This is a genomic window from Caulobacter sp. GW821-FHT10E02 (genome assembly GCF_059415225.1).
Genome location: NZ_JBWKMV010000001.1, coordinates 617,080 through 639,534 on the forward strand (window position 1 = coordinate 617,080; position 22,455 = coordinate 639,534).

Consider the following 22,455-nt stretch of genomic DNA (forward strand, 5'->3'; position numbering starts at 1 on the left):
ATAGGGATGCGGCAGTTTAGATGAAAGCATGTTCCGTTCTCATCGGCGCGATGTTGTTGGCGTCCGCGACGGTGGGGATCGCCCATGCCCAGGGCGTGGCGCGCCCCCTGACGGACAAGGAGTGCGTCGGCCGCAAGACCGCGACCCGTCTGAACGTCCAGGTCGGGGCTCTGCGCTCGGACGCCGGATCGGTGGTCATCGTGGTCTATCCCGGTGATCCCAGCCGCTTCCTGGCCCCGCGTGGCAAGGTCGAGCGGGCGAAGATCAAGACCTCGGCCCCGATGAGCCAGGCCTGTTTCTGGCTGCCGTCGGCGACTGACGCCTATGCGGTGATGGTCTATCACGACACCGATAGCGACGGTGACCTGGACCGCAGCCCGCAAGGTATGCCGATCGAGGGCTACGGCTTTTCCAACGACGCCCCGACCAAGTTCGCGTCCCCGTCGTTCGACGCGGTGCGCTTCGGCGTGAAGCCGGGCGAGACGACGATCCGGATCAAGGTGCGCTATCCGCGCTAGGCGACGTCCACCAGGCTGAGGCGGCCCAGCTCGACCAGGCCCGGCTGGCTGGCCTCGACACCCCGCACGACGATCCGGACATGATGGCCGCCATCCGGCTTGGCTTCGACTTCCAGCATGTGCCAGCGGGCCGGTGAGTGGCCGCGCGGACCCACGGAGGCGGACGACACGCCCAGCACCGGGATCGTCGCGCCGTCGGGGCCGGGGAGGGCGCCGAACTGGCCCTCATGGGCATGGCCGTAGATCACGACGTCGGCCCCGTGCCTGGCCAGCACCGCGCGCAGGGCCTCCTGGTCGTCCAGCGCCTTGCGCCGCGAGACCGCGCCTTTCTGGGGCGCGTGATGCAGCACGACGAGTCGGAAGAGGTCCTTGTAGGCTGGATCGGCCAGCATCGCGTCCAGGCGCTGCAGTTGCGCCTCGCCCAGGCGGCCCGTGGCCAGCAGCGGAGCGGTTGGCCAGCCAGAGCACAGGTTGAAGATCGCTACCGGGCCGCGCACCCGCACCTGCGGGAATTGGGTCTCACCTTTGTCGCCCAGCCAGGGCGCCCAAGGCGCGAAGCGTTCGTCGCCGCCCGAGCCCGCCAGAGCGTCGTGGTTGCCGGGGCTGACGGTGAAGCCGCTGGAGGGACCCAAGGATTCCAGCCACTTGGTCGCGGCGGCGATTTCCGTACGCGAAGCAAAGTTGGTGAGATCGCCGCTGATCACCACATGATCGGGGCTAGCGGCTTGCACGTCGGCGATCAGGGCCGCCAGCACTTGGGGCTGGTGGACCTTGCGCTTCTTGCGCCAGGCGATGCGGCTGAGCAGCCGCTTGGTGAAGACGTCCTTCCACCCGAACGCGCCTGGCGGCGGCGGCAGGTGGGGGTCGGAGAGGTGGGCGATGCGGTATATGGACAAGACGGTTCGGGTCGTTCTGGTCGAAGCAGCCGAAGCTGCTTATCAATCGGCTTGGGTTTCAAGGGGTATATCTGTCTTTGAGTAGCGAAATTCAAAACGTCGCACCGGCTGGTCCGCGTGCCTTGACTGCCGGCGAGAGCCGGGCGCGCATCTGGGGCATGACCTCGAGCGAGCGCCTGTCGCGCATCTATCGGCGCGTGGGCCTGGTCGAGACCCCGGCCGTGGACCTGTCGCACGCGGTGGTGGCGGTCGACGCCGGCTGGGTGTTCGACGAGTCGCTGATCAAGGCCCTGGCCGGTCGCGAGGGCGCGGTGCTGGTCGACGACGCCGGTCGCGCCGTGGCCGTCCACGCGCCGGCCGAGCTGGCCTATGCCGCCACCGAGGCGCTGCACGCCGGGCAGGACCCGTCGGGCCTGGACCCGCGCCTGACCCGCCTGAGCGCGCTGGAACTGGGCTCGGCGTATAACAGCGCCCTGCGCAAGCGCGAGCCGCCGGTGCTGGAGCGCCTGACGCCCGAGACGGTGCGCGCCGTCGAAGCTCGCCTGTTCCAGGGCTCGTACAAGGGCGTCACCGACCTCGTCACCAAATACGTCTGGCCGACGCCGGCGCGGATCGTCACCCGCTGGTGCGCCATCGCCAAGATGACCCCCAACCAGGTGACCGGCATCGGCTTCCTGCTGGTGCTCGCGGCGATGTACCTGTTCTGGACCGGCCATTTCGGCTGGGGCCTGGTCTGCGCCTGGATCATGACCTTCCTCGACACCGTCGATGGCAAGCTGGCCCGCGTGACCCTGACCTCGTCCAAGTGGGGCAATGTCTTCGACCACGGCATCGACCTGGTGCACCCGCCCTTCTGGTGGTGGGCGTGGTTCGTCGGCGTCTATGCCGTCGGCCAATCGATCCCCTATGCCGAGATCAGCCTGGCCATCGTCATCGCCGGCTATGTGCTGCAGCGCGTGGAGGAGGGGATCTTCCTGTCCCTCTTCAAACTGGAAGTGCACGCCTGGCGGCCGTTCGACAGCTTCTTCCGCCTGATCACGGCCCGCCGAAACCCGAACCTGATCCTTTTGACGGGCTCTGCGCTCGTGGGTCGTCCCGATGTCGGCTTCACGCTGGTGGCGATTTGGACCGGGCTGTGCTTGATCGTGCATGCCGTCCAGATTCTTCAGGGTCTGGTCGCGCCGAAGGGATCCATCCAATCTTGGCTGTCGAAATGACGCGCATTGGGGTTGTCCGCAATCCGAAGAGCCATGGCAACCGGGTGCATCCGCCCGGTCCGCCGCCCGCGGGCGTGCGGCTGGTCGAGCCCTTTGGTCGCGACGCCCTGCGCGCCGAGCTGGAAAACTTCGCCCGCGACGGCCTCGATCTGCTGATCATCGACGGCGGCGACGGCACGGTCCGCGACGTCATCAGCCTGCTGCCGCACACCTTCGGCGAGGACCTGCCGCTGTTGGCGGTGCTGCCGTCGGGCAAGACCAATGTCCTGGCCATCGACCTGGGCGCGCCCAACGACTGGCGGCTCGAGGAAGTCCTGATCGCCGCCCGCCAGGTCGATCCGCGCATCAAGGAGCGGCCGCCGCTCCGGGTGAGCTGGGCCGATGACCGGCCGTGCATGCAGGGCTTCTTCTTCGGCGTCGGGGCCATGGTGAAGGCCACCAACCTGGCCCAGAAGGCCCACAAGGTCGGGTTCTTCCATAACCTGGCCGTGGCCGTGACGATCGTGACGGCGGCCGCGGGCGCCGTCTTCGGCGGGGCCAAGGCCGAGTGGCGCGAAGGCGTGCCGGCCCGGCTGTCCATCGACGGCCAGGAACAGCCCGGCGACGAGCGCTTCGCCATCGTGGCCACCGCGCTCAAGCGCCTGCCGTTCGGCCTCAAGCCCTTCGGCGCGCCGCGCGAGGGGTTCAAGCTGCTGGACGTCGACGCCCCGCCGCGCCGCCTGCTGAAGGCGCTGCCGATGGTGCTGAGCGGCAAGTCCGAGCCGGCCCTGGAAGGCCTGGGCTATCGCCGCCGCGACCCGCACCAGATCGCTCTGGCCGGCGGCGCGCCGTTCGTGCTGGACGGCGAAGTCTATGAGGGCGGCGACCTGACCATCGGTCTTGGGCCGTCTTTGCGGTTCCTGGTCGGATGAGCAGCCTTCGCGACCTCGTCGCGGCCGAGCTCTCCACGCCGACCCCCGCGCCGATCACCGCCTTCGCCGAGCACCTGACGACGATCTTTCCCGGCGCCCAGGCGGTGCTGTTCTACGGCTCGATCCTGCGGACGGGGGATCTGTCCGGCGTGCTGGACTACTACGTCCTGACCGAGCGGCCGCCGGTCGGCTGGCGCGGGGTCTTCACGCGCATCCTCTGGCCGGACGTCAGCTATCACGAGCTGGAGCACGACGGTCAGGTGTTGCGGGCCAAGGTCGCCTCGATGACCCTGAGCCAGTTCCGCAAGACCACCAGCGGCGGCGACTACGACACCACGCTGTGGGCTCGCTTCGTTCAGCCCTGCGCCTTGATCTGGGCCGCGTCGAGCGCGCGCGAGACGGTGATCGACGCGGTCACCGACGCCTGCCGCACGGCCGCCCGCTACGCCCGCGCCCTGGGCCCCGTCGACGGCGCGCCGCTCGACCTGTGGACCGCGCTGTTCCGCGAGACCTACAAGGCCGAGCTGCGGGTCGAGAAGGCCGGCCGCGAGGTCTCGATCCTGACCTTCGACCCGCAGCGCTACGACCACGTCATGGAAGCCGTCTGGAACGACGAGGGCAGGGTGATGGGCGAGGGTCAGCGGGCCCGCGTGCGCCGTGAGTGGCTGCCCCGCAAGTTGCTGGGCAAGCCGTTGAACGCCGCGCGGCTGATCAAGGCGTCCTTCACCTTCCAAGGCGCGGCCCGCTATGCCGCTTGGAAGATCGAGCGTCACACCGGCGTGCCGGTCGAAGTGACGCCGTGGCGCGAACGCCATCCCGTCCTGGCGGCGCCCGGCGTGCTGCTGAAGGTCTGGAAGAGCCGCCGCAAGGCGGCCTAGGCTCCACAAACAAAAACGCCCGGACCGCGAGGTCCGGGCGTCTTCGTATCAGAATGACAGCGTTCTCAGGCGCGGGCGCGCTTAAGAGGCTCGATGACGCCCAAGGCCGCGCCGATTTCGGCGAAGGCGCTGAGGACGGCGTCGATCTGCTCGTCGGTGTGGGCGGCGCTGACGCTGGCGCGCAGCAGCGGACGGCTGTCCGGCGTGGCGGGCGGCAGGGCCAGGTTCAGGTAGACGCCGGCCTGCAGCAGGCCGTTCCACATGGCGATGGCGCGTTCCTGGTCCGGGATGGTCGTGGCGACCACCGGGCTGGCCGTCGGGCCGGTGTGGAAGCCCATGGCGGTCAGACCGTCGTACAGGCGCTTGGCGTTGCGGTTCAGGCGGTCGCGCAGCTCGGGCTGTTCCACCATGCGGCGCAGGGCGGTCACGGTCGAGGCGACCACGGCGGGCGGCAGCGAGGCGGTGAACATGTACGGACGGCAGACGACGCGCATGACGTCGAAGTCATCCATGTCCGAGACGCAGAAGCCGCCGATGGCCCCCAGGCTCTTGGAGAAGGTGCCGACAATGAAGTCGACGTCGGCTTCGACGCCGGCCGCTTCGGCCAGACCGCGGCCCGTGGCGCCCAGCACGCCCATCGAGTGGGCTTCGTCGACCAGAAGGTAGCCGCCCAGCTCGCGCTTCACGGCGGCGATTTCCTTCAGCGGCGCGACGTCGCCGATCATCGAATAGACGCCTTCGACGACGATCAGGCGCTCGCCCGGCGCATCGCCCAGGCGACGCAGGCGCTTGGCCAGGTCTTCGGGGTCGTTGTGGCGGAAGCGGATGACCTCGGCGTGGCCCAGACGCGAGCCATCGTAGATCGAGGCGTGGCTGTCGGCGTCGAGGATCAGGTGGTCGCCGCGACCCACCAGGGTCGACAGCACGCCCAGATTGGCCTGGTAGCCGGTCGTGAAGACCATGGCGTGCTTGCGGCCGTAGAACTTGGCCAGTTCGGTTTCCAGTTCGACGTGAGCTTCGAACGAACCGTTGGCGATGCGCGAGCCGGTCGTGCCGGTGCCGCGCTCCTGGACGGCCTTCACCGAGGCGTCGATCGCCTGCTGGTCGAAGGTCAGGCCCAGATAGTTGTTGGTGCCCAGCAGGATGGTCTTGCGGCCCTCGACGACGCCCTCGGTCGGCGAGGTCACGGCGTCGAAGCGAACCTTGAACGGGTCGGCGCCCGCGCTCTGGATGGCCTTGTACGCATCGCGATAGGCCAGGTGCTTATCGAATAGCCCCATTAGTTAAGCCCTAGTCCGGAGATCATTGATCAGTTTGGAAAGATCACCGGCGGTCTCGACAGAGGCCAGGCGATCAAGAGGAATGGAGATGTCGAAGGTGTCTTCGAGCTCCATGATGATGTTCATCAGGGCTAGAGAGTCCACGGCGAGGTCACGGCCGATATGCGACTCTGCACGCACCTCGACAGGCCGTCCCAGAACCTTGCTCGCCGCCACCCCGATCTCGCGCAAGCTGAGATCCGTCACCGTTTCCATTCTAAATCAAACCTCCGGGAGCCCCACCCGTGACACTACTGTAACGGCTAGTCTGTCAGATTTCCGCCATATTTGAACTAGGCGGTGATGTTTTTGGGTAACCACCCTTGTTCTCGATACCAATCGACGGTGTGCAAGAAGCCATCGACCAGCCCGAACACGCTGGGTACTCCCTCCGACATCGGAGCGCTAGATAGTGACCAATCGTTGTGAAGCAACTCCCTAGCCTTGCCTAAACCGAACACCGAGGGGTTGTTCGAGGCGAAAGACCAAGCATCCGCTAGGATTCCGCCCAGCAGCAGGGCGCTATCGGGCAACCTGACCAGGCGAGGCGTGCGGTTCATCGCCGAACCCGCCGAAGTCATGATTTCTGACCAAGTGTAACCGTCGCGCCGCACATCCGCCAGCTCTACAAGGCTCGAAACCGGCCTGCGGCAGAAGGCGACCAGCTTGGCCGCGGCGTCCTGGACGTGGATCATGGCGATCCGTGATTCCGGCGACAGCACCGGCAGAACCGGGCTTTTGGCCGCCAGCTCGAACAGCGCCAGGGTCTCGGTGTCGCCCGGACCGTAGATGGCGGGCGGCCGCACGATCAGGGCCGAGGGATAGGCTTCGCGCACCGCGTCCTCGCCCGCGCGCTTGCTGGCGGCGTAGTTCGACAGCTGCGGTTCGCGAGCGGCAAGGCTGGAAACCAGGATGAACCGGGCCCCGGCGGCCTTGGCGGCCAGAGCAGCGGCCTTGGCCCCGTCGCGGTTGACGACGTCGAAGCCGTCCAGCGAGGGAGCCTTGATCAGGCCGGCCACGTGGATGACGACCTCGGCGCCGTTGCACAGGCGGTCCAGCGCGCCGGGCGTCTTCAGGTCGCCGGCGACGACCTCGATCTCGAGATCGCGCCACAGCGGGTGGATCGGGTCGCGACGGACCAGCACGCGGGGTTGCCAGCCGTCCTGGGCCAGGGCGCGGACCAGATGGCGGCCCAGGAAGCCCGTGGCTCCGGTGACGGCGACGACCCCGGCCATGTTACTCGCCGTAAGCGCCGGCCAGGTAGGCCGTCTTGGCCTTCGAGCGGCTCAGCTTGCCCGACGAGGTCTGGGGCAGGGCGTGGGCCCCGACCAGCTTCACCTTGGCCTCGACGCCGTGACGGGTGCGCAGAAGGGTGGCGACCTGCTCGACCATGGCCACGCGGGTGTCGGCGTCGCCGCCGCGCGCCTGGACCAGGACCACGATCTGGTCTTCCGGCTCGGCCGGGATCGAGAAGGCGCAGACGTCGCCGCTGCGCAGGCCGTCGATCTCGTGATCGGCGGTCCATTCCAGGTCCTGCGGCCAGATGTTGCGGCCGTTGAGGATGATCAGGTCCTTGGCGCGGCCGGTGATGACGATCTCGCCCTCGATCTTGAAGCCGATGTCGCCTGTGTCCAGCCAGCCGTCGGCCGACAGCACCCGAGCGCTCTCTTCCGGATTGGCGAAGTAGGCGCTCATGATCGAGGGGCCCTTGGCGAAGATGCGGCCGACGCCGCGCTCGGGCAGCACCGCGCCGCTCTCGTCGCGGACTTCCAGGAAGTGGTGGGGCAAGGCCGGGCCGCAGCGGGCGAAATCGCGGGCGCGGTCCGAACCTTCCGGCGCATCGACGGCCAGGTTGTCACGCTCCAGGCGCTCGACGTCCAGGGTCTCGGCGCGCAGGCCCTTGCCCACCGGGGCCATGGAGAGGGCCAGGGTCGCTTCGGCCATGCCGTAGCTGGCGACGAAGGCCTTGGGCGAGAAGCCGGCCGGCTCGAAGGCCTCGACGAAGGCCTTCAGCGGCGGCATGCGGATCATGTCGCCGCCCAGGCCGGCGTTGCGCCAGCGCGAGAGGTCGTAGGCGTCCAGTGGCTGGCCCTGCACGCGGCGAGCGCACAGCTCGTAGCCGAAGGTCGGGCTGTAGGCGATCGTCGCGCCGTTGCGGCCGATCAGGTCGATCCACAGCAGCGGGCGGCGGACGAAGGCACCGGTGGGCAGCAGGTCGACCGTCATCTGGCAGGACAGCGGGGCCAGCAGGAAGCCGATCAGGCCCATGTCGTGATAGAGCGGCAGCCACGAGATGGCGCGGTCGCTCGGCTCGACCTGCAGGCCGTCGCGGGTGATGGCCACGCAGTTGGCCATCAGGGCCTTGTGCAGCACCAGGACGCCGGTCGGGGTGCGCGTGCTGCCCGACGAGAACTGCAGGTAGCAGGGGTTTTCCGGGGCGATGGTCGGCAGCTGCGCACCGCCGTCTTCCGGCAGGTCGGCCAGGACGCCGGCGAACTCCAGGCCGGCGGCCTCGCCGATTTCGGCCACCCAGTCCTTCAGGCCCACGGGGCCGATCAGGATCCTGGCCTTGGCCGAGGTGGCCAGGTTCTTGATCTGCTCGATATAGGCCGCGCGGCCGCCCAGCGGGGTCGGCAGGGCCATCGGCGCGGGCAGCAGGCCGGCATATTGGCAGGCGAAGAAGGCGCGGACGAAGTCACCGTCGGTCTCGGCCAGCAGGGCCACGCTGTCGCCGACCTTGGCCCCCGTGGCCAGCAGACGACGGGCCAGGACCAGGGCCTCCTCGCGCAGCTTGGCGTAGGGCAGGGCTTCGACCAGTTCGCCGCGCAGCGAATAGAGGTTGATCCCCGTCTCGCCGGTCGCGGCGAAATCGAGAGCCTGGGTCAGGGTCGGGAAGTCGGCGAACCGAACGGTGCGGTCAGACGCCGTGGGGGTGATCATAGGATAGTCTTTCATCGTCTTTGTCGGTGCGCGCGGAGCTTTCTTCCGCCGCGAGTCGGGCGAGCCTGTGACGCGCCATGAAATACATGCCCACGGCCATCGCCAAAGCGGACGCAACCAGCGCGGCGCCCGCGCCGGTCAGGCCGTAGGTGTTGATGAGGGGAACGAGGGCCGCCAGATAGGCGACAACCACCACCAGGCGCACGGCCAGGGCCGCGCCGGCGGCGCGCATGGAGACCAGCATCGGCTCCAGCGGCAGCGACAGGATGGCGATGGCCGCGGCGGCCACCTGCCAGTTCATCACCCCGGCGGCCGCGCCGAAGGCCTTGCCCATCACGACCTCGAGGATCCAACGGCCGGCGACCAGGCTGACCAGCAGCAGCACGGCCGCCGCGCCGCCGCCGATCAGGCCGATCTGCACGGCCAGCTTGGTCATGGCCTGCTGGCCGCCCGTGGTGCGCATCTTGGCCAGTTCGGGATAGAGGGCCGGCACCATCAGGCGGGCCGGTTTGGCCATGCCGTCGGCCACCTGCTTGCCGATCCGCCAGTAGGCGGCCTGGACGGGGCCCAGCATTGCGCCGACCACCAGGGTCAGCACGTGGGTGAAGCCGACGTCGATGGTGCTGGAGAAGTTGGTGGCCATGGCGAAGCGCCAGACGCCCGGCAGCCCCTTGGAGGTCGGCCCCATCAGGGTGAAGCCCTTCAAGAGGCCGCGCTGGTTCAGGTCCCAGGCCGCGATGGCGGCGATGTAGAAGAACGAGGCGAAGGTGCCGGCCGCCCAGGCGGCCAGGAACCATTGGATCGGCGCGTCGGTCAGGGCGCAGATCGCGCAGCCGATCATCCGCACGAACGAGCTGACCGCCTGCTGGGCGGCCAGGTAGCGGAAGCGGTCGAACAGGCGCAGCAGTCCGACGCCGGTGGCCGAGGTCATCACCCCGATCGACAGAGCGTAGAGCGCGCCATAGCCGCTCGTGCCCGCCGGCCATTGCAGCTCGCGCCAGAAGAACCAGGAGCCCAGGACGCCCAGGGCCACGCCCAGCACGCCGCTGATCCCATCCAGCAGCAGCGACAGGCGCAGCACTTGGTGGAACTTGGGCCGATCGTTCTCCTGGGCCGGGGCGGTGCCGTAGGTGATCAGGGTCTGCCAGGACTGGAAGTGCGCCACCTCGCCCAGGAACTGGGCGAAGGCGTTGATCAACACGACCACCCCCATGGCTTCCTTGCCCAGGCTCCGGGCCGTCAGGGCGATATAGGCCAGGCCGACGAAGGCGTTGACGATCCGGCCGCTCAGCAACTCGCCGGCGTTGTGCAGGACGTGCTTCAGGGGGCTCTTGGGGGCAGGTGCGGGTGCGTCGGTCATGCCACGCGCTCCAGCTTGTCGACGATGGCGCGGGCCGCGCGCACCGAAGCCGGGACGTTGCTGATGTCGAACGTCTCCTCGATGCCCCAGACCTGGGCCTCGCGGTAGTTGTCGTGGGTGGCGAAGGCCTCGTCCAGGCCCTCGCCCAGGCGCTCGATGTTCTCCAGCACCGGGCCGTACAGCCAGTGGTGGAAGCTGGGATCGCCGCACCAGGACGCGTCGCTGCTGTTGAGGAACAGGCACGGCTTGGGCGTGCGCAGGAACTCGTAGATCTGGCTGGAGACGTCACCCAGATAAAGGTCGGCCGCCTTGGTGTAGGTCATGTCCGCCGCAGCCGGGCCGCCCAGGTCGACATGGATGCGCGGATGCTCGGCGAAAGCCTTGAACGCCGCGCGCTCCTCGGTGGAGGCGGTCTCGAACAGGCGGATGTGCGGGGCGAAGATCAGGTTGTAGCGATCGTCGGTCGCGAAGAACTCCAGCACCTGCTTGCCCCACTTGGGCCAGGAGCCCAGCGTGGCGTGGAAGTGCGGGTTGTACAGCACCACCGGACCGGGCCGGTCGAATTGCGGCACGGCGCGCTGGGGCAGGTCGTCGACCAGGTCGAACTTGGGGTAGCCGACCATGGCGCAGGTGTCGTCGGTGACCCAGCCCTCGTGCAGCATGCGGTCGCGCTGCTTGCGGCCGGCGGCCATGACCAGGTCGAAGACCTTCAGGCGCGGCTCGAACGGCCCTTCGCGATCGCCGGCGCCGTGCTGGGTGTAGACCAGCAGCGGGTGGCGGACCCCCAGGCGGCGGAGCAGGGCGGTGGTGCGTTCGGGGGTGATCACCGCGTCGTAGCGCGCCAGGCGACGGGCGTTGGCGATCAGCATCGGGGCCTTGGGCGGCGCGCCGTTGCTGAACCGGCGCAGCCAGGCCGGCGGCAGCAAGACGAACTCGATCGCCGCCCCGCCCAGCTCGGCGACCAGGCCTTCGGCGTATTCGAGCAGGTCAGGCGTGGTCGTGGCGATCTCGACCTTGATGGCCGGCCAGCGTCTGGCCATGGCGACGGCCACCGACAGGCTGTGCCAGACCTGATGGTGTTGCGCGATGTAGAGGAAGCAGACGCGTTTGGCGGTGGCCACGTCAGGGCTTGCGCTCCAGCCGGGTGTGGACGCGGCCTTGCAGCTTCACCCGGTCACCCTTGTCGGTGACGCTGTAGGCGTTGGCCTGCGTGCTGCCCTTGGGACCGCTGCCGGCGATGCCGGCGTCGCCGCTGACCTCGCCCGTCTTCATGTTGATCAGGGCGCGCGGCGCGTCGAAGTCGTAGCCCTCGGCGCTGGTGATCTTGACCTCGTCGGTCAGCAGCAGGGTGTTCTCGGCCTCGCGATAGAGACCGGACTTGGCGACCGCCTGGCTGGAATTGGGCTGGCCGTAGCCGCGCACCAGGACGGGCGAGACCAGGCGGACCAGGTTCTCGTCCTTGGGATCGCGCTCGGCGCTGGCGGCGGTGATCAGGAACGGGCGGCCGTCCTTGAGCACGCCGGTGAAGCGCGGCTTGTCCAGCACCAGCGGCGAGGCGGCGGCCTGGGTCAGCAGCTTGTTCGAGGCGAAGCTGTTCCAGGCGGCCTGGGCGATCACGGCGGCGCTGACGCCGACGGCGAACACGGCCAGCACGAGGCGCAGCCGCCGGACCGGCTTGCGGCGGCGGTTGCGGGCGCGTTCAGCGGCGCTTTCGGTCGGGGGGACGGCGGAGGCGCCATCGGTCTGGGTGAGCATTTGGGGAATGGATAGTCCCAGGTCGCCGTTCGCCCAAGACCTTTGTTTTCCGCAGAAGGCCCGTCGCGCACATATGTCGCGTGCAGATGGCGCCGGCGGGCGCTGCGTCAAGTGCGGTTGTTTGGGTCGCCGAAGCGCGTGATGATCCCCGCCATGTTCGATCGCCCCGCCCAGCACAAGGATTTCGGCGTCTTCCTGCCGGTGGCCAACGGCGGCTGGATCGTGTCCAAGACCACGCCCGTGCTGGACGGTCTCTACGCCCAGAACCGCGCCGCGGCGGTGGCCGCCGACCAGGCGGGGCTGGATTTCGTGATGTCGATGGGCAAGTTCCGCGGCTTCGGCGGCGAGACCGACCACTGGGGGACCTCGCTCGAGTCGGTGACCCTGATGGCCGCCATCGCCGAGGCCACGACGAACGTCCGCATCTGGGCCACGGTCCATCCATTGCTGCAGAACCCGGCGGTGGCCGCCAAGATGATCGCGACCCTCGACCATGTCAGCGGCGGCCGGGCCGGGCTGAACATCGTCGCCGGGGCCTACAAGGCCGAGTTCGACCAGATGAGCGCCTGGGACGATTCGCTGTCCCACGACGACCGCTACGCCCTGGCAGAGGAGTGGACGACCATCGTTAAGCGCCTGTGGGTCGAGGACAGCGTCGACTTCGCCGGCGAGTACTTCACGATGAAGGACTGCCAGTCCAAGCCCAAGCCCCTGGCCAAGCCGCGTCCCGAGCTGATTTGCGCGGGCATGTCCGATCGCGGCTTCCAGTTCTCGGTGCGCCACGCAGACGCCTGCTTCATCGGCGGCCGCTCGCGGGCCGATCACCGCGACGCCTCGCGCCGGGCCAAGCAGATGGCGGCCGAGCTGGGCAAAAGCGTCCGCACCTATGCCATGTGCACGATCATCCACGCCGAGACCAACGTGGGGGCGCAGGCCCTGGCCCAGCGCTACGCCGAGGGCGCGGACATGGGGGCGATCCTGTCGATGCTGTCCAGCTGGGGCGTGCCGGCCGACAGGCTGCAGGGCGCGGCCGAGAAGCAGGGGGCGTTCATGACCGAGACCATGATCGGTTCGCCCGCCACGTGCCGCGAGCAGGTGGAAAGCTTCATGACCGAGTGCGAGCTTGACGGCCTGATGCTGATCTTCCCCGACTATGTGGAGGGCCTGGCCATGTTCGGCTCCGAAATCCTGCCCAGCCTGCGGACGGCCTTCGCATGAACCTCGAGCATTGGATCGCCGCCGACCGCACGGCGCTGGTGATCGTCGACATGCAGGTCGATTTCGCTTCGCCTGAAGGCTTGAGCGGTCAGTGGGGCCTCGATCTCTCGACCGTACCGGCGGCCCTGGCGGCGGCGCAGCGCTTGGCCGACACGGCGCGGGCGGCGGACGTTCCGGTGGTCTTCGTGGGCCTGTTCACGACGCCGGAAACCGACTCAGACGTCTGGGACGAGCGGATGCGCCGGCGCGGCGCCGATCCCGAGGCCAGCCCCGCGCTGTGCCGCATCGGCGCGCCGGGCAGCGACTTCGTCGGACCTCAGCCCGAGCCGGGCGAACCTGTGTTCCGCAAGACGCGGTACAGCCCGTTCTGGGATACCGACATCGACGCGTGGCTGAAGGCGATGGAGGTCGACACCCTGGTGATCGCCGGCCTGACCACCGAGTGCTGTGTCGCCGACACGGCCAAGGACGCCTTCAACCTCGACTACCACGTGTTCGTCGCCGCCGACGCCTGCGCGGCCTACGAGCCCGACCTGCACGCGGCGGCGCTGAAGATGCTGGACCTGAACACCGCAATCCTGACCGACACGGCCAGCGTTGCCGCCGCCTGGGACGTCTGATGGTCAGCCAAGCTGATCGCGAGGCCATCGCCGCCGCCATCGACGAGAACGAGCTCACCGAACTGGCCCTGACCATGGGCAACATCCCCAGCCGTTCGGGCCAGGAGCGCGAGGCGGGACAGTTCGTCCACGACTGGATGGCGCGCGAGGGCTTCTCGCCGCGCAAGGTCGGGGCGACCGAGGATCGCTTCAACGTCATTGGGACCTATGGCGGCCTGGGCGCCGGCAAGAACCTGCTGTTCACCGCCCATCTCGACACCGAGAGCCCGACCCGCGACCCCGACCTCGACGTCCACAAATACAGCCCCGCCACCCTGGCCGATCCGGAGTGGGAGCGCTGTTGGCTGGAGGACGGCGAGCTGCGCGGCTATCCCATCGCCAATGATCGCGGCCCGATGAGCTGCTTCCTGATCGCCGCCAAGGCCCTGAAGACCGCTGGCTACGGCCTGGCGGGCAAGATGTACCTGACCGCCTGTCCCGGCGAGATCGGGCCCGAGCCGATCGAGGAGCATCGCGGGATCGCGTATCTCGGCAAGGACATCGGCGCCCACTACCTGTTCCACCACGGCGGCGTCGCGCCCGACTACGCCATCGCCGCCGAGGGCTGCGACTTCGGCTGGACCAGCGTCGGCTGCGGCTATGCGGTGTTCCGGCTAAGGCTCTGGGGCGAGGGGACTTTCACCCCATTACTGCGTCACCCAGAAACGTCGAGCGATCACCCGAACCCGATCTACCGTGTCGGCAAGCTGACCGACGCGATCCACGCCTGGACCCGCGAATGGGAGGCCAAGAGCCGCTACGAGAGCGCCGGCGGCATCGCCGAGCCCAAGGTCCAACTGTGCGCCATCCGAGGCGGCGTGCCGTTCCAGTTCGGCGACGGGACCGAGGTGGTCAGCCTCTACCTGGAAGTCGGCCTCAACCCGCGCCAGAAGGCCGCCGACGTCCAGCACGCCCTGGAAGCCATGGCTCGGGCGGCTCGTGTCGGTCGGGTCGAGATCGAGCCGGTCGTCGTGCGCCATGGCTTCGAGGCCGACGCCGCCGAGGTCGCGCCGCTGGTCGGGGCGGTGGACGCCGCCACGCGCTTGGGTCTGGGCCAGTCTGTCGCCCGCGCCAATCCTGTCTATTCGAGCATGTGGCGCGACCACAACGTCTTCAACATGCACCGCGTGCCGGCCATCACCACGGGCCCGAAGCGCTGGAGGCCGACGCCGAAGGACCTGGCCGACAGCGCTCTGATCTACGCCCTGACGGCGCTGGAGATCTGTGGCCGGGCCGAGCTGACCGAGGCCGCCAAGGGTTCGTCGGTTTATCCGGACAATCCGTTCGGCCCATAAGCGAAATTTGGGGCCTTCGTCGGCTTGATCGCCGCGCGGATGTCGTCCTCCAGCATCCACAGCCGGTCCTGGCCCCAGTGCGCCTCCTGGCCGCTGACCCGGAAGCTGGGCGCGCCCCACAGGCCGGCGTCCAGTAGGGCGGCGCGGTTGAGCTCCACGCGGTCGCGCCAGCTGTCGTCGGCGAGCGCCGTGGCGGTCTGGGCGTCGTTGAGGCCGGCGCGGCGGGCGGCGGCGTAGAGGCCGGCGTCCTCGGCCAGGGCCAGGCCGTCGGCGAAGGCGGCCTTCAGGCCCGACTCGGCGAAGTCCTCGCCCAGGCCCAGGTCGATCGCATGGTGCAGCACCGCCAACGCCCGCTCGGCGCCAGCGCCGACGGGGTCGACGATCTTGCCGAACGGTAGGGAGAGGCGCTCGGCCTCGCGCTTGCAGTCCAGGGCGATGTAGAGGGTCTTCACGCGCGGCACGGCCAGACCCCGCATGACCATCGGCAGGATCGGCCGCAGCTTCAGTCGGGCGTTATGCGCCTGGGCCAGTTGGCGGATACGCGGCAGGACCAGCCAGGAATAGGGACTGCGGAACGAGAACCAAGCCTCGATCGTCGGGCCGGGCAGGCCGGTCGAGGGGTCCAGGACCGGCTCCAGAGGCGGGACCAGCGGCGGCGTTCCTAGCTCGCGGTCCAGGCCCCGGGCGGCGAGGCGGGCTTCCAGGTGACCCAGGCGGTCGACACCCCAGAACCACTCGCCCTCGAAGTGGAACATGCCGCCCAGATAGTGACCCAGCTGGGCGCGGCGGTCTTCGCTGAAGCGCAGCAGGTCGGCGCAGAGGTCGGGGTCCTGGCCGCTGGCCCAGGCGGCCATGCCGGCCAGGGTCTTGGTGTCGCCCGACCACAGGGCCGCGCCGGCCGCCGAGGCCACGTCCTCGAACCGTCCGCGCTCCAGCGAGTCGGCCAGGACGACCTGCAGCCGCTGTACGTCCTCGTCTGAGGGCAGCTTGGCTTGGGTGGGGAAGCCCAGGCCCCGGGCGCGAGCCAGGCGGGCGGCGTCGCGCAGGCCGTAGGCGCGCAGGCGCTCGCGGTCGGGGGCGGCCGAGTCCTCGGGCGGCGGGACGAGATACGGATCGACTTCAACCCCGTAGCGGGCCCGCAGGCGCGGCAGCATCTGCACGGCCAGGTGCGAATAGGGATCGTCGGCCTGATGGAAATAGCGGACGGTCGTGCGTTCGCCGCGCAAGCGGGCGGAGAAGGCGGCCATGTCCCGGGCCATCCGGCGACGGGCCGGGCTGGTCAGGGCGGTGGTCACGCTACGCATGATCTGGGTACGCAGGGACATGAGGCGCCTCCGGTGAGCTGGGCTATGACATCTAGCGGCACGATGAATGTCAATATATGCTCCGCCGAACGATAAAAGGGAGGCGCGTATGAAGGCCTGGAAGTGGTTGGCGGGGATCGTCGTGGTGCTGGTCGCGGCCGGCGCGGCGGCGTGGCATTTCCGCTTCGACCTGATCATCATGATCGCGCGCGCCAAGCAGCCGAAGATCGAGGCCAACCACGCGGTGACCTGGGCGCAAGGGCCGGTCGCGCCCCCGGCCGGCCAGCGGCCGCCGAACGTGGTGTTCATCCTGGCCGACGACCTCGGCTACAACGACATCACCCTGAACGGCGGCGGCGTCGCGGGCGGGACGGTGCCCACCCCGGCCATCGACTCCATCGCCCACCAGGGCGTCACCTTCGCCAACGGCTATGCCGGCAACGCCACCTGCGCCCCGTCGCGCGCGGCGATCATGACCGGCCGCTACGCCACCCGCTTCGGTTTCGAGTTCACGCCCGCGCCGGTGGCCTTCTCACGCGTGGTCGGCGGCCATCAGGGCGACCCGCTGCATCCCACGCACTTCAACAAGGACGAGGTGAAGAACGCGCCCAAGGACGACAGCACCGAGGCGGTGCCCTCGACCGAGATCACCATCGCCGAGGCGCTGAAGACCCGCGGCTACCACACGGTCCATCTGGGCAAATGGCACCTGGGCGGGGTCAAGGGCTCGCGGCCCGAGGACCAGGGCTTCGACGAGAGCCTGGGCTTCATGGCCGGCGCCTCGCTGTTCGCGCCGGTCGGCGACAAGTCGGTCGAGGAGTCGCGCCAGGACTGGGACCCGATCGACAAGTTCCTGTGGGGCGCTCTGCCGTATGCCGTGCAGTACAACGGCAGCAAGATGTTCCACCCGTCCAGCTACATGACCGACTACCTGACGGACGAGGCGATCAAGTCGATCGACGCCAACAAGAACCGGCCGTTCTTCCTGTACCTGGCCTACAACGCCGTCCACACGCCGTTGCAGGCTCCGAAGGCCGACTATGACGCCCTGAGCCAGATCAAGGATCACCGCCTGCGGGTCTATGCCGCCATGGTCCGCAACCTGGACCGCAACATCGGCCGGGTGCTGCAGACGCTGAAGGACAAGGGCCTGGACGACAACACCCTGGTGATCTTCACCTCCGACAACGGCGGCGCGAACTATATCGGCCTGCCCGACATCAACCAGCCGTATCGCGGCTGGAAGGCGACCTTCTTCGAGGGGGGCATCCACGTGCCGTTCCTGCTGCGCTGGCCCGGCCAACTGCCGGCGGGCGCGGTCTATCGCAGCCCTGTCGGCCACGTGGACATCTTCGCCACCGCCGCCGGCGCGGCCGGCGCGACCCCGCCCAAGGACCGGGTGATCGACGGCGTCGACCTCGTGCCATTCGTGAAAGGCAAGGCCGCCGGCGATCCGCACAAGGCCATGTACTGGCGCTCGGGCCGCTACAAGACGGTGATGGCCGGCGGCTGGAAGCTGCAGGTCGCCCAGGAGCCGAACAAGGTCTGGCTGTTCGACCTGAACACCGACCCGACCGAGCGCCACGATCTCTCCAAGACCCGGCCCGACAAGGTGCGGGAGCTGCAGGCGACCCTGGCCCAACTGGACGGCCAGATGGCCAAGCCGGCTTGGCCCTCGCTGATCTCCGGCGCCTTCTATATCGACCATCCGGGCGGCCAGAAGGTGAAGGCCAGCGACGAGTACGTCTATTGGGACAACTGAAGGCCCTTCCGGTTCTGGCGTTCCTGGCGCTGGCGGCGTGCAAGCCGGCTCCGAAAGCCTGCCTGACGGGTCTGCCGATCGCCGATCCCGCCCATCGCACGGCCGGCATGGTTCGGCTGGCGGGCGGCGACTTCGCCATGGGCGCGGCGGCGATGCGGGCGGAGGAGGGGCCTCCGCAGGTCGTCAAGGTCGCGCCGTTCTGGATCGACCGTACGGAAGTCACCAACGCGGCCTTCGCGCGGTTCGTCGAGGCCACGGGCTACCGCACCCTGGCCGAACGACCGCTCGACCCCGCGCGCTACGCCCAGTTGTCGGCGGCGCAGCGGCGTCCGGCCTCGCTTGTCTTCGTGGGGGCGAAGGCGGCGAGGTCGGACGATCCCTCGCAATGGTGGCGGGTGATCCCCGGCGCCGACTGGCGTCATCCGGAAGGGCCGCGCTCGTCCATCAAGGGTCGCGAGGCCTGGCCGGTGGTCCACATCGCCTGGGAGGACGCCATGGCCTACGCCAAGTGGCTGGGCCGCGATCTGCCGACCGAGGCCGAGTGGGAATACGCCGCGCGCGGCGGGCTGGTCGGCAAGCGCTACGCCTGGGGCGACCAGCCTCAGGACCCCCAGCACCCGCGCGCCAACACCTGGCAGGGCGTGTTCCCCGCCCAGGACCTGGGGACCGACGGCTATAAGGCCCAGCCCGCGCCGGTCGGCTGCTATCCGCCCAACGGCTATGGCCTCGTGGACATGGCTGGCAATGTCTGGGAGTGGACCAGGGACTGGTTCAAGCCGGGCCTGGAGCCCGCCAACGTCATCGAGACCGGCGGCCCGCCGCAGGTGCGCGCCCTCGATCCCGATGAGCCGAGCACGCCCAAGCACGTGATCAAGGGCGGCTCGTTCCTGTGCGCCGACGACTTCTGCTTCCGCTACCGCCCGGCGGCCCGGACGCCCGGACCGCCGGACAGCGGAGCCTCACACATCGGGTTCCGGACGGTCTATCGCGAGCGCTAGAAGCCCGGACCCGGCTTGGTGCGGATGTTCAGCTGCCCGGCCAGGCCCGCCTTGCGGTGGTGCTCGATGGCGTGCATCTCGGCCGACAGGGCCATCTTCTGGAAGGCGGCCAGGGACGGGTATTCGGCCAGGGCGACCGCGTCCCAAATCTCCTCGACCTCGCCGATCATCAGGCCGGTGACCGGGCCGCTGTAGCGGATCTGGCCGCCCAGTTCCCGGACCAGCTTGGCCACCTCGACGCCGTAGCGGTTGTAAGCGTCGCGGCCTGAAAGCTCAGGCTCGGCGCCGTCCTCGTACTCGGCCTTCTCCCGGAACTTCAGCAGGTTGACCATCACGAACGGTCCGTCTTCGGCGCCGCCGAAGAATTCCTGGAACTGCTCGGGCGAGGGGAAGACGTGATTGACGACGTTCATTCGGCGAGCTCCTTCTCCGGCAGCTTGGCGACCAGGCCGTCCAGCAGGGCGGCGATTTCCGATGGGCTGTCCTCCTGGATGAAGTGTCCGCCCTTCAGCGTGGTATGGGCCACGTTCCGCGCGCCCGGCACGCGCGACTGGAACGCCGCCTCGCCGCCACGGGTGATCGGGTCGGCGTCGCTGAAGGCGGTGACGAACGGCTTGGCGAACTGCTCCAGCACCGACCAGGCGGCCTTGTTCTCGGCGACCGAGGCGTGCTCGGGCGTGATCGGCACCAGGGCCGGGAAGATCCGCGCGCCGGCCTTGTAGGTCTCGTCGGGATAGGGCGCGTCATAGGCCGCGCGCTCTGCGTCGGAGAGGTCGCGCGCCGTGCCGCCATTGAGGATGAAGCCGATCGGCAGCTCCGGCGCGTTCTGGCTGAAGTTCAGCCAGGCCTCGAAGCCGGCGCTATTGCCCGACCCGACCGGCAAGCCGGTGTTGGACACCACCACGGCCGCGAAACGCTCGGGGAAGGCCGCTACCAGGCGCAGGCCGATCAGGCCGCCCCAGTCCTGGCAGAACAGCACGATGTCGGTCAGCTCGTTGCGGACCAGCCAGTCGCTCATCCAGGCCACGTGGCGCTCGTAGCTGTAGTCGTCGCGCTGGGCCGGCTTGTCCGAGCGGCCGAAGCCGACGAGGTCCGGCGCGATCGCCCGGCGGCCGCGCGCCGACAGGTCGGTGATCACCTTGCGGTACAGATAGGCCCAAGACGGCTCGCCGTGCATCAGCAGGATCGGGCGCTGGTCCTTGGGGCCTTCATCGACGTGGTGGATGCGCAGGGTCGTGCCGTCGGCGTCCACCACGGGGGTGTAGCGCGGGGCGAAGGCCCAGTCGGCCAGGCCCTCGAACCGTTCGTCCGGCGTACGCAACACGTCCATCGTCATCTCCCGTCACCGTGGTCCGGCGGATTTATATTGACATTATGAGTGTCATTATGAAGCCTCCGGGTCAAGTTCTGGGAGGGACGCATGCGTAAGGTTTGGATCGGGCTGGGCGCCGTGGCGGGCGTGGTCGCCATCGCGTTGGGCCTGGCATGGCTGTTCCGGGAGCGCATCGCCGAGGCGGGGATGCGCAAGGTCTATGAGACGGCGCTGGCGACCGATCCCCTGGCCGAGCTGCCGGACGGCCTGCATGTCGGGCTCTGCGGCTCCGGCGCGCCGATGCCCGACCCCAACCGGGCGGGGCCCTGCGTGGCGGTCGTGGCGGGCAAGGACCTGTTCGTCGTCGACTCCGGCTCGGGCTCGACACGCAACCTGCTGCTGATGAACCTGCCGCCGCCCCGACTGACGGCGGCCTTCGTCACCCATTACCACTCCGACCACATCGCCGATCTCGGCGAGCTGATGCTGCAGCGCTGGGGCGGCGGGGCGACGCATTCGCCGTTGCCGCTCTATGGGCCTCCAGGCCTGACCGAGGTCGTGAAGGGCTTCCAGGACGCCTACACGCTGGATCGCGGCTACCGGATCGCCCACCACGGCGAGGCGGTCATGCCGCCCTCGGGCTTCGGCGGCGTCGCGCACGAGTTCACGGCCGATCCGAACGGACCCGACCTGCTGGTGCTGGAAAAGCTGGGCCTGAAGATCTGGGCCTTCCCGGTCAAGCACGACCCGGTCCACCCGGCCGTTGCCTATCGTTTCGAGTACAAGGGCCGCACCGCAGTGATCAGCGGCGACACCGGGCCCTCCGACCGCCTGGTCCGGGCGTCCAAGGGCGTCGACCTGCTGGTCCACGAGGGCCTGTCGCCGAATCTGGTGGCCATCCAGCAGGACGTGGCGGAGAAGGCCGGGCGGACTAACTACGCCCACATCTTCCACGACATCCTCAGCTACCACACAGCGCCCGAGACCGTGGCCGGCGAGGCCAAGACGGCCGGGGTCAAGGCAGTGCTGTTCTACCACATCATCCCGCCGCTGCCGGTCCGCGCCCTGGAGGGGCCATTCCTGGGCCGCTCGCGCGAGATCTTCGGCGGGCCGATGAAGGTGGGCCGCGACGGTGACTTCGCCAGCCTGCCGGCGGGCTCGTCCGAGATCAAATGGTCCAACCGGCTCGACCTTCTTAAGCTTTGAGGTGGTGGTCGGGGCTCCACGGGTTTAAGCAAGGGCCCTTGGTGGGAGGGCCGAAGGCCGTGAGTTCCGTCGTGCGTAATCTTCGTTCGGGAGCGGACGCCAATCCTGAGGTGGCGATCGACGGCCGTCGCAAGCGCTCGCAGGACAGTCGCGCCCGCATCGTCCAGGCCATGCTGGAGCTGGTGCGCGAAGGCGACGTCTCGCCCGCGGCCGAACTGGTCGCCGCTCGCGCCGACGTGGGCCTGCGCACCGTCTTCCGCCACTTCAACGATCTGGACAGCCTGTATCGCGAGATGTCGGCGGTGATCGAGACCGAGCTGATGGCCCTGGTCCACACGCCGTTCAAGGGCGAGACCTGGCGCGAGCGGGTGCTGGAACTGGTCGAGCGCCGGGGCTGGGCCTACGAGAAGATCGGGCCTTTCAAGCGCGCTTCCGAGGTGCATCGCCACCAGTCGCCGGCCCTGGCCGTCGATAACGCCAAGATGGTGCAGATCTCGCGCGAGATCCTGCGCATGCAGCTGCCGCCGGAACTGGCCAAGGATCGCGTGCGCTTCGAGGCCATGGACCTGCTGCTCAGTTTCGACGCCTGGCACCGGTTGCGCCGCGACCAGGACCTGTCGCCTAAGCGCGCCACCGAGGTGCTGCAAGGCGTGCTGAGCGGCCTGCTGGACGCGCCGCTGAAGGAGTAGATCTAAGGGAAGGGGAGTTGCGCCGGTCGAGGCTGCTCAATTCCCCGACCGGCAGGCGCACCAACCGTAAGGGGCTAGTTGGCGTCCTCCGTTTGGTAGACGTCTCCGAAGGCGACTGCCCTCCAGCTTTGCCGTCAAAAAATTCGCGCGTTTGGGGTGGCCACGTTCAAGCTTGCGGACAGGCTACTGCCATAGCGTGGCAGCAGCCGGGGTCCCAT

At 68.8% G+C, this 22,455-nt stretch carries 22 protein-coding genes; 11 read left to right on the forward strand and 11 right to left on the reverse strand.

Annotated features, from left to right (window positions below):
• Positions 1 to 50 precede the first annotated feature (50 nt).
• A complete protein-coding gene (locus tag AC07NI_RS02935; RefSeq protein WP_494618222.1) occupies positions 51 to 518 on the forward strand; it encodes a DUF2141 domain-containing protein in 468 nt (155 codons plus the stop codon).
• On the opposite strand, the gene AC07NI_RS02940 is transcribed toward AC07NI_RS02935, so the two are convergent.
• The gene (locus AC07NI_RS02940; RefSeq protein ID WP_494616063.1) at positions 515 to 1,414 is read right to left on the reverse strand and encodes a metallophosphoesterase family protein; all 900 of its coding nucleotides are present in this window, start codon (positions 1,412 to 1,414) and stop codon (positions 515 to 517) included. The two genes, AC07NI_RS02935 and AC07NI_RS02940, sit on opposite strands and share 4 nt — an antisense overlap.
• Before the next feature lie 158 nt (positions 1,415 to 1,572).
• On the opposite strand from AC07NI_RS02940, the gene AC07NI_RS02945 reads away from it, so the two are divergent.
• From AC07NI_RS02945 to AC07NI_RS02955, 3 genes are read left to right on the forward strand one after another with little or no spacing between them, the layout of a single operon-like run.
• Entirely contained in the window at positions 1,573 to 2,631 is a 1,059-nt protein-coding gene (locus tag AC07NI_RS02945; RefSeq protein WP_494616066.1) for a CDP-alcohol phosphatidyltransferase family protein, read from the forward strand.
• Positions 2,550 to 3,542 (forward strand): diacylglycerol/lipid kinase family protein, encoded by a 993-nt coding sequence (locus tag AC07NI_RS02950; RefSeq protein WP_494616069.1) that lies wholly within the window; start codon positions 2,550 to 2,552, stop codon positions 3,540 to 3,542. Before AC07NI_RS02945 ends, AC07NI_RS02950 begins: the two co-directional genes overlap by 82 nt.
• A complete protein-coding gene (locus AC07NI_RS02955) occupies positions 3,539 to 4,420 on the forward strand; it encodes a hypothetical protein (protein ID WP_494616072.1) in 882 nt (293 codons plus the stop codon). The genes AC07NI_RS02950 and AC07NI_RS02955 overlap by 4 nt, the downstream gene beginning before the upstream one ends.
• 65 nt (positions 4,421 to 4,485) lie before the next feature.
• Here the strand turns inward: AC07NI_RS02955 and spt are convergent, their stop codons facing one another.
• The 7 genes from spt to lptC form a co-directional block, all read right to left on the reverse strand.
• The gene (spt, locus tag AC07NI_RS02960; RefSeq protein WP_494616075.1) at positions 4,486 to 5,700 is read right to left on the reverse strand and encodes a serine palmitoyltransferase; all 1,215 of its coding nucleotides are present in this window, start codon (positions 5,698 to 5,700) and stop codon (positions 4,486 to 4,488) included.
• Positions 5,701 to 5,703: 3 nt separating this feature from the next.
• The gene (locus AC07NI_RS02965) at positions 5,704 to 5,955 is read right to left on the reverse strand and encodes an acyl carrier protein (RefSeq protein ID WP_013079816.1); all 252 of its coding nucleotides are present in this window, start codon (positions 5,953 to 5,955) and stop codon (positions 5,704 to 5,706) included.
• Between the two features lie 77 nt (positions 5,956 to 6,032).
• Positions 6,033 to 6,974: a ceramide reductase gene (cerR, locus tag AC07NI_RS02970; RefSeq protein WP_494616078.1), complete on the reverse strand. Its 942-nt coding sequence runs from the start codon at positions 6,972 to 6,974 to the stop codon at positions 6,033 to 6,035.
• A gap of 1 nt (position 6,975) precedes the next feature.
• Positions 6,976 to 8,694 (reverse strand): fatty acyl-AMP ligase, encoded by a 1,719-nt coding sequence (locus tag AC07NI_RS02975; RefSeq protein WP_494616082.1) that lies wholly within the window; start codon positions 8,692 to 8,694, stop codon positions 6,976 to 6,978.
• Positions 8,657 to 10,039 carry a lipopolysaccharide biosynthesis protein gene (locus AC07NI_RS02980; RefSeq protein ID WP_494616087.1) on the reverse strand — a complete coding sequence of 461 codons (1,383 nt, stop codon included), beginning with the start codon at positions 10,037 to 10,039 and terminating at the stop codon, positions 8,657 to 8,659. The genes AC07NI_RS02975 and AC07NI_RS02980 overlap by 38 nt, the downstream gene beginning before the upstream one ends.
• A complete protein-coding gene (locus AC07NI_RS02985) occupies positions 10,036 to 11,160 on the reverse strand; it encodes a CDP-glycerol glycerophosphotransferase family protein (RefSeq protein WP_494616090.1) in 1,125 nt (374 codons plus the stop codon). The genes AC07NI_RS02980 and AC07NI_RS02985 overlap by 4 nt, the downstream gene beginning before the upstream one ends.
• A gap of 1 nt (position 11,161) precedes the next feature.
• Positions 11,162 to 11,794, reverse strand: coding sequence for an LPS export ABC transporter periplasmic protein LptC (lptC, locus tag AC07NI_RS02990; protein WP_494616091.1), 633 nt, complete (start codon positions 11,792 to 11,794; stop codon positions 11,162 to 11,164).
• Positions 11,795 to 11,947: 153 nt separating this feature from the next.
• Between lptC and AC07NI_RS02995 the strand changes: the two genes are divergently transcribed.
• From AC07NI_RS02995 to AC07NI_RS03005, 3 genes are read left to right on the forward strand one after another with little or no spacing between them, the layout of a single operon-like run.
• The gene (locus tag AC07NI_RS02995; protein WP_494616095.1) at positions 11,948 to 13,012 is read left to right on the forward strand and encodes an LLM class flavin-dependent oxidoreductase; all 1,065 of its coding nucleotides are present in this window, start codon (positions 11,948 to 11,950) and stop codon (positions 13,010 to 13,012) included.
• Complete coding sequence (locus tag AC07NI_RS03000; RefSeq protein ID WP_494616098.1) at positions 13,009 to 13,632, forward strand: cysteine hydrolase family protein; 624 nt, start codon at positions 13,009 to 13,011, stop codon at positions 13,630 to 13,632. Before AC07NI_RS02995 ends, AC07NI_RS03000 begins: the two co-directional genes overlap by 4 nt.
• Positions 13,632 to 14,966 (forward strand): zinc-binding metallopeptidase family protein, encoded by a 1,335-nt coding sequence (locus tag AC07NI_RS03005; protein ID WP_494616101.1) that lies wholly within the window; start codon positions 13,632 to 13,634, stop codon positions 14,964 to 14,966. The genes AC07NI_RS03000 and AC07NI_RS03005 overlap by 1 nt, the downstream gene beginning before the upstream one ends.
• Here AC07NI_RS03005 and AC07NI_RS03010 read toward each other — a convergent pair.
• Positions 14,939 to 16,291: a DsbA family protein gene (locus tag AC07NI_RS03010; RefSeq protein WP_494616103.1), complete on the reverse strand. Its 1,353-nt coding sequence runs from the start codon at positions 16,289 to 16,291 to the stop codon at positions 14,939 to 14,941. The genes AC07NI_RS03005 and AC07NI_RS03010 overlap by 28 nt on opposite strands.
• An 88-nt stretch (positions 16,292 to 16,379) precedes the next feature.
• Here AC07NI_RS03010 and AC07NI_RS03015 point away from each other — a divergent pair, with 88 nt between their 5' ends.
• Positions 16,380 to 18,032: a sulfatase-like hydrolase/transferase gene (locus AC07NI_RS03015; protein ID WP_494616106.1), complete on the forward strand. Its 1,653-nt coding sequence runs from the start codon at positions 16,380 to 16,382 to the stop codon at positions 18,030 to 18,032.
• Complete coding sequence (locus AC07NI_RS03020) at positions 18,020 to 19,030, forward strand: formylglycine-generating enzyme family protein (protein ID WP_494616108.1); 1,011 nt, start codon at positions 18,020 to 18,022, stop codon at positions 19,028 to 19,030. The genes AC07NI_RS03015 and AC07NI_RS03020 overlap by 13 nt, the downstream gene beginning before the upstream one ends.
• Here the strand turns inward: AC07NI_RS03020 and AC07NI_RS03025 are convergent.
• Together AC07NI_RS03025 and AC07NI_RS03030 are read right to left on the reverse strand one after the other, a co-directional pair.
• Positions 19,027 to 19,443: a DUF1330 domain-containing protein gene (locus AC07NI_RS03025; protein WP_494616110.1), complete on the reverse strand. Its 417-nt coding sequence runs from the start codon at positions 19,441 to 19,443 to the stop codon at positions 19,027 to 19,029. The two genes, AC07NI_RS03020 and AC07NI_RS03025, sit on opposite strands and share 4 nt — an antisense overlap.
• A complete protein-coding gene (locus AC07NI_RS03030; protein ID WP_494616113.1) occupies positions 19,440 to 20,360 on the reverse strand; it encodes a haloalkane dehalogenase in 921 nt (306 codons plus the stop codon). The genes AC07NI_RS03025 and AC07NI_RS03030 overlap by 4 nt, the downstream gene beginning before the upstream one ends.
• A gap of 90 nt (positions 20,361 to 20,450) precedes the next feature.
• Between AC07NI_RS03030 and AC07NI_RS03035 the strand changes: the two genes are divergently transcribed.
• Both AC07NI_RS03035 and AC07NI_RS03040 read left to right on the forward strand, forming a co-directional pair.
• Positions 20,451 to 21,548, forward strand: coding sequence for an MBL fold metallo-hydrolase (locus tag AC07NI_RS03035; protein WP_494616117.1), 1,098 nt, complete (start codon positions 20,451 to 20,453; stop codon positions 21,546 to 21,548).
• A gap of 59 nt (positions 21,549 to 21,607) precedes the next feature.
• Entirely contained in the window at positions 21,608 to 22,237 is a 630-nt protein-coding gene (locus AC07NI_RS03040) for a TetR/AcrR family transcriptional regulator (protein ID WP_494616119.1), read from the forward strand.
• Positions 22,238 to 22,455 lie beyond the last annotated feature (218 nt).

Bases quoted from the DNA above. Each gene is read 5' to 3' on its own strand.
- AC07NI_RS02980 (WP_494616087.1), bottom strand. From the start codon at position 10,039: ATGACCGACGCACCCGCACCTGCCCCCAAGAGCCCCCTGAAGCACGTC.
- AC07NI_RS02975 (WP_494616082.1), bottom strand. From the start codon at position 8,694: ATGAAAGACTATCCTATGATCACCCCCACGGCGTCTGACCGCACCGTT.
- AC07NI_RS02945 (WP_494616066.1), top strand. From the start codon at position 1,573: ATGACCTCGAGCGAGCGCCTGTCGCGCATCTATCGGCGCGTGGGCCTG.
- AC07NI_RS02995 (WP_494616095.1), top strand. From the start codon at position 11,948: ATGTTCGATCGCCCCGCCCAGCACAAGGATTTCGGCGTCTTCCTGCCG.
- AC07NI_RS03000 (WP_494616098.1), top strand. From the start codon at position 13,009: ATGAACCTCGAGCATTGGATCGCCGCCGACCGCACGGCGCTGGTGATC.
- AC07NI_RS03025 (WP_494616110.1), bottom strand. From the start codon at position 19,443: ATGAACGTCGTCAATCACGTCTTCCCCTCGCCCGAGCAGTTCCAGGAA.
- AC07NI_RS02955 (WP_494616072.1), top strand. From the start codon at position 3,539: ATGAGCAGCCTTCGCGACCTCGTCGCGGCCGAGCTCTCCACGCCGACC.
- AC07NI_RS03030 (WP_494616113.1), bottom strand. From the start codon at position 20,360: ATGGACGTGTTGCGTACGCCGGACGAACGGTTCGAGGGCCTGGCCGAC.
- AC07NI_RS03015 (WP_494616106.1), top strand. From the start codon at position 16,380: ATGAAGGCCTGGAAGTGGTTGGCGGGGATCGTCGTGGTGCTGGTCGCG.
- AC07NI_RS02935 (WP_494618222.1), top strand. From the start codon at position 51: ATGTTGTTGGCGTCCGCGACGGTGGGGATCGCCCATGCCCAGGGCGTG.
- lptC (WP_494616091.1), bottom strand. From the start codon at position 11,794: ATGCTCACCCAGACCGATGGCGCCTCCGCCGTCCCCCCGACCGAAAGC.
- AC07NI_RS03010 (WP_494616103.1), bottom strand. From the start codon at position 16,291: ATGTCCCTGCGTACCCAGATCATGCGTAGCGTGACCACCGCCCTGACC.
- cerR (WP_494616078.1), bottom strand. From the start codon at position 6,974: ATGGCCGGGGTCGTCGCCGTCACCGGAGCCACGGGCTTCCTGGGCCGC.
- AC07NI_RS02965 (WP_013079816.1), bottom strand. From the start codon at position 5,955: ATGGAAACGGTGACGGATCTCAGCTTGCGCGAGATCGGGGTGGCGGCG.
- spt (WP_494616075.1), bottom strand. From the start codon at position 5,700: ATGGGGCTATTCGATAAGCACCTGGCCTATCGCGATGCGTACAAGGCC.
- AC07NI_RS03005 (WP_494616101.1), top strand. From the start codon at position 13,632: ATGGTCAGCCAAGCTGATCGCGAGGCCATCGCCGCCGCCATCGACGAG.
- AC07NI_RS03035 (WP_494616117.1), top strand. From the start codon at position 20,451: ATGCGTAAGGTTTGGATCGGGCTGGGCGCCGTGGCGGGCGTGGTCGCC.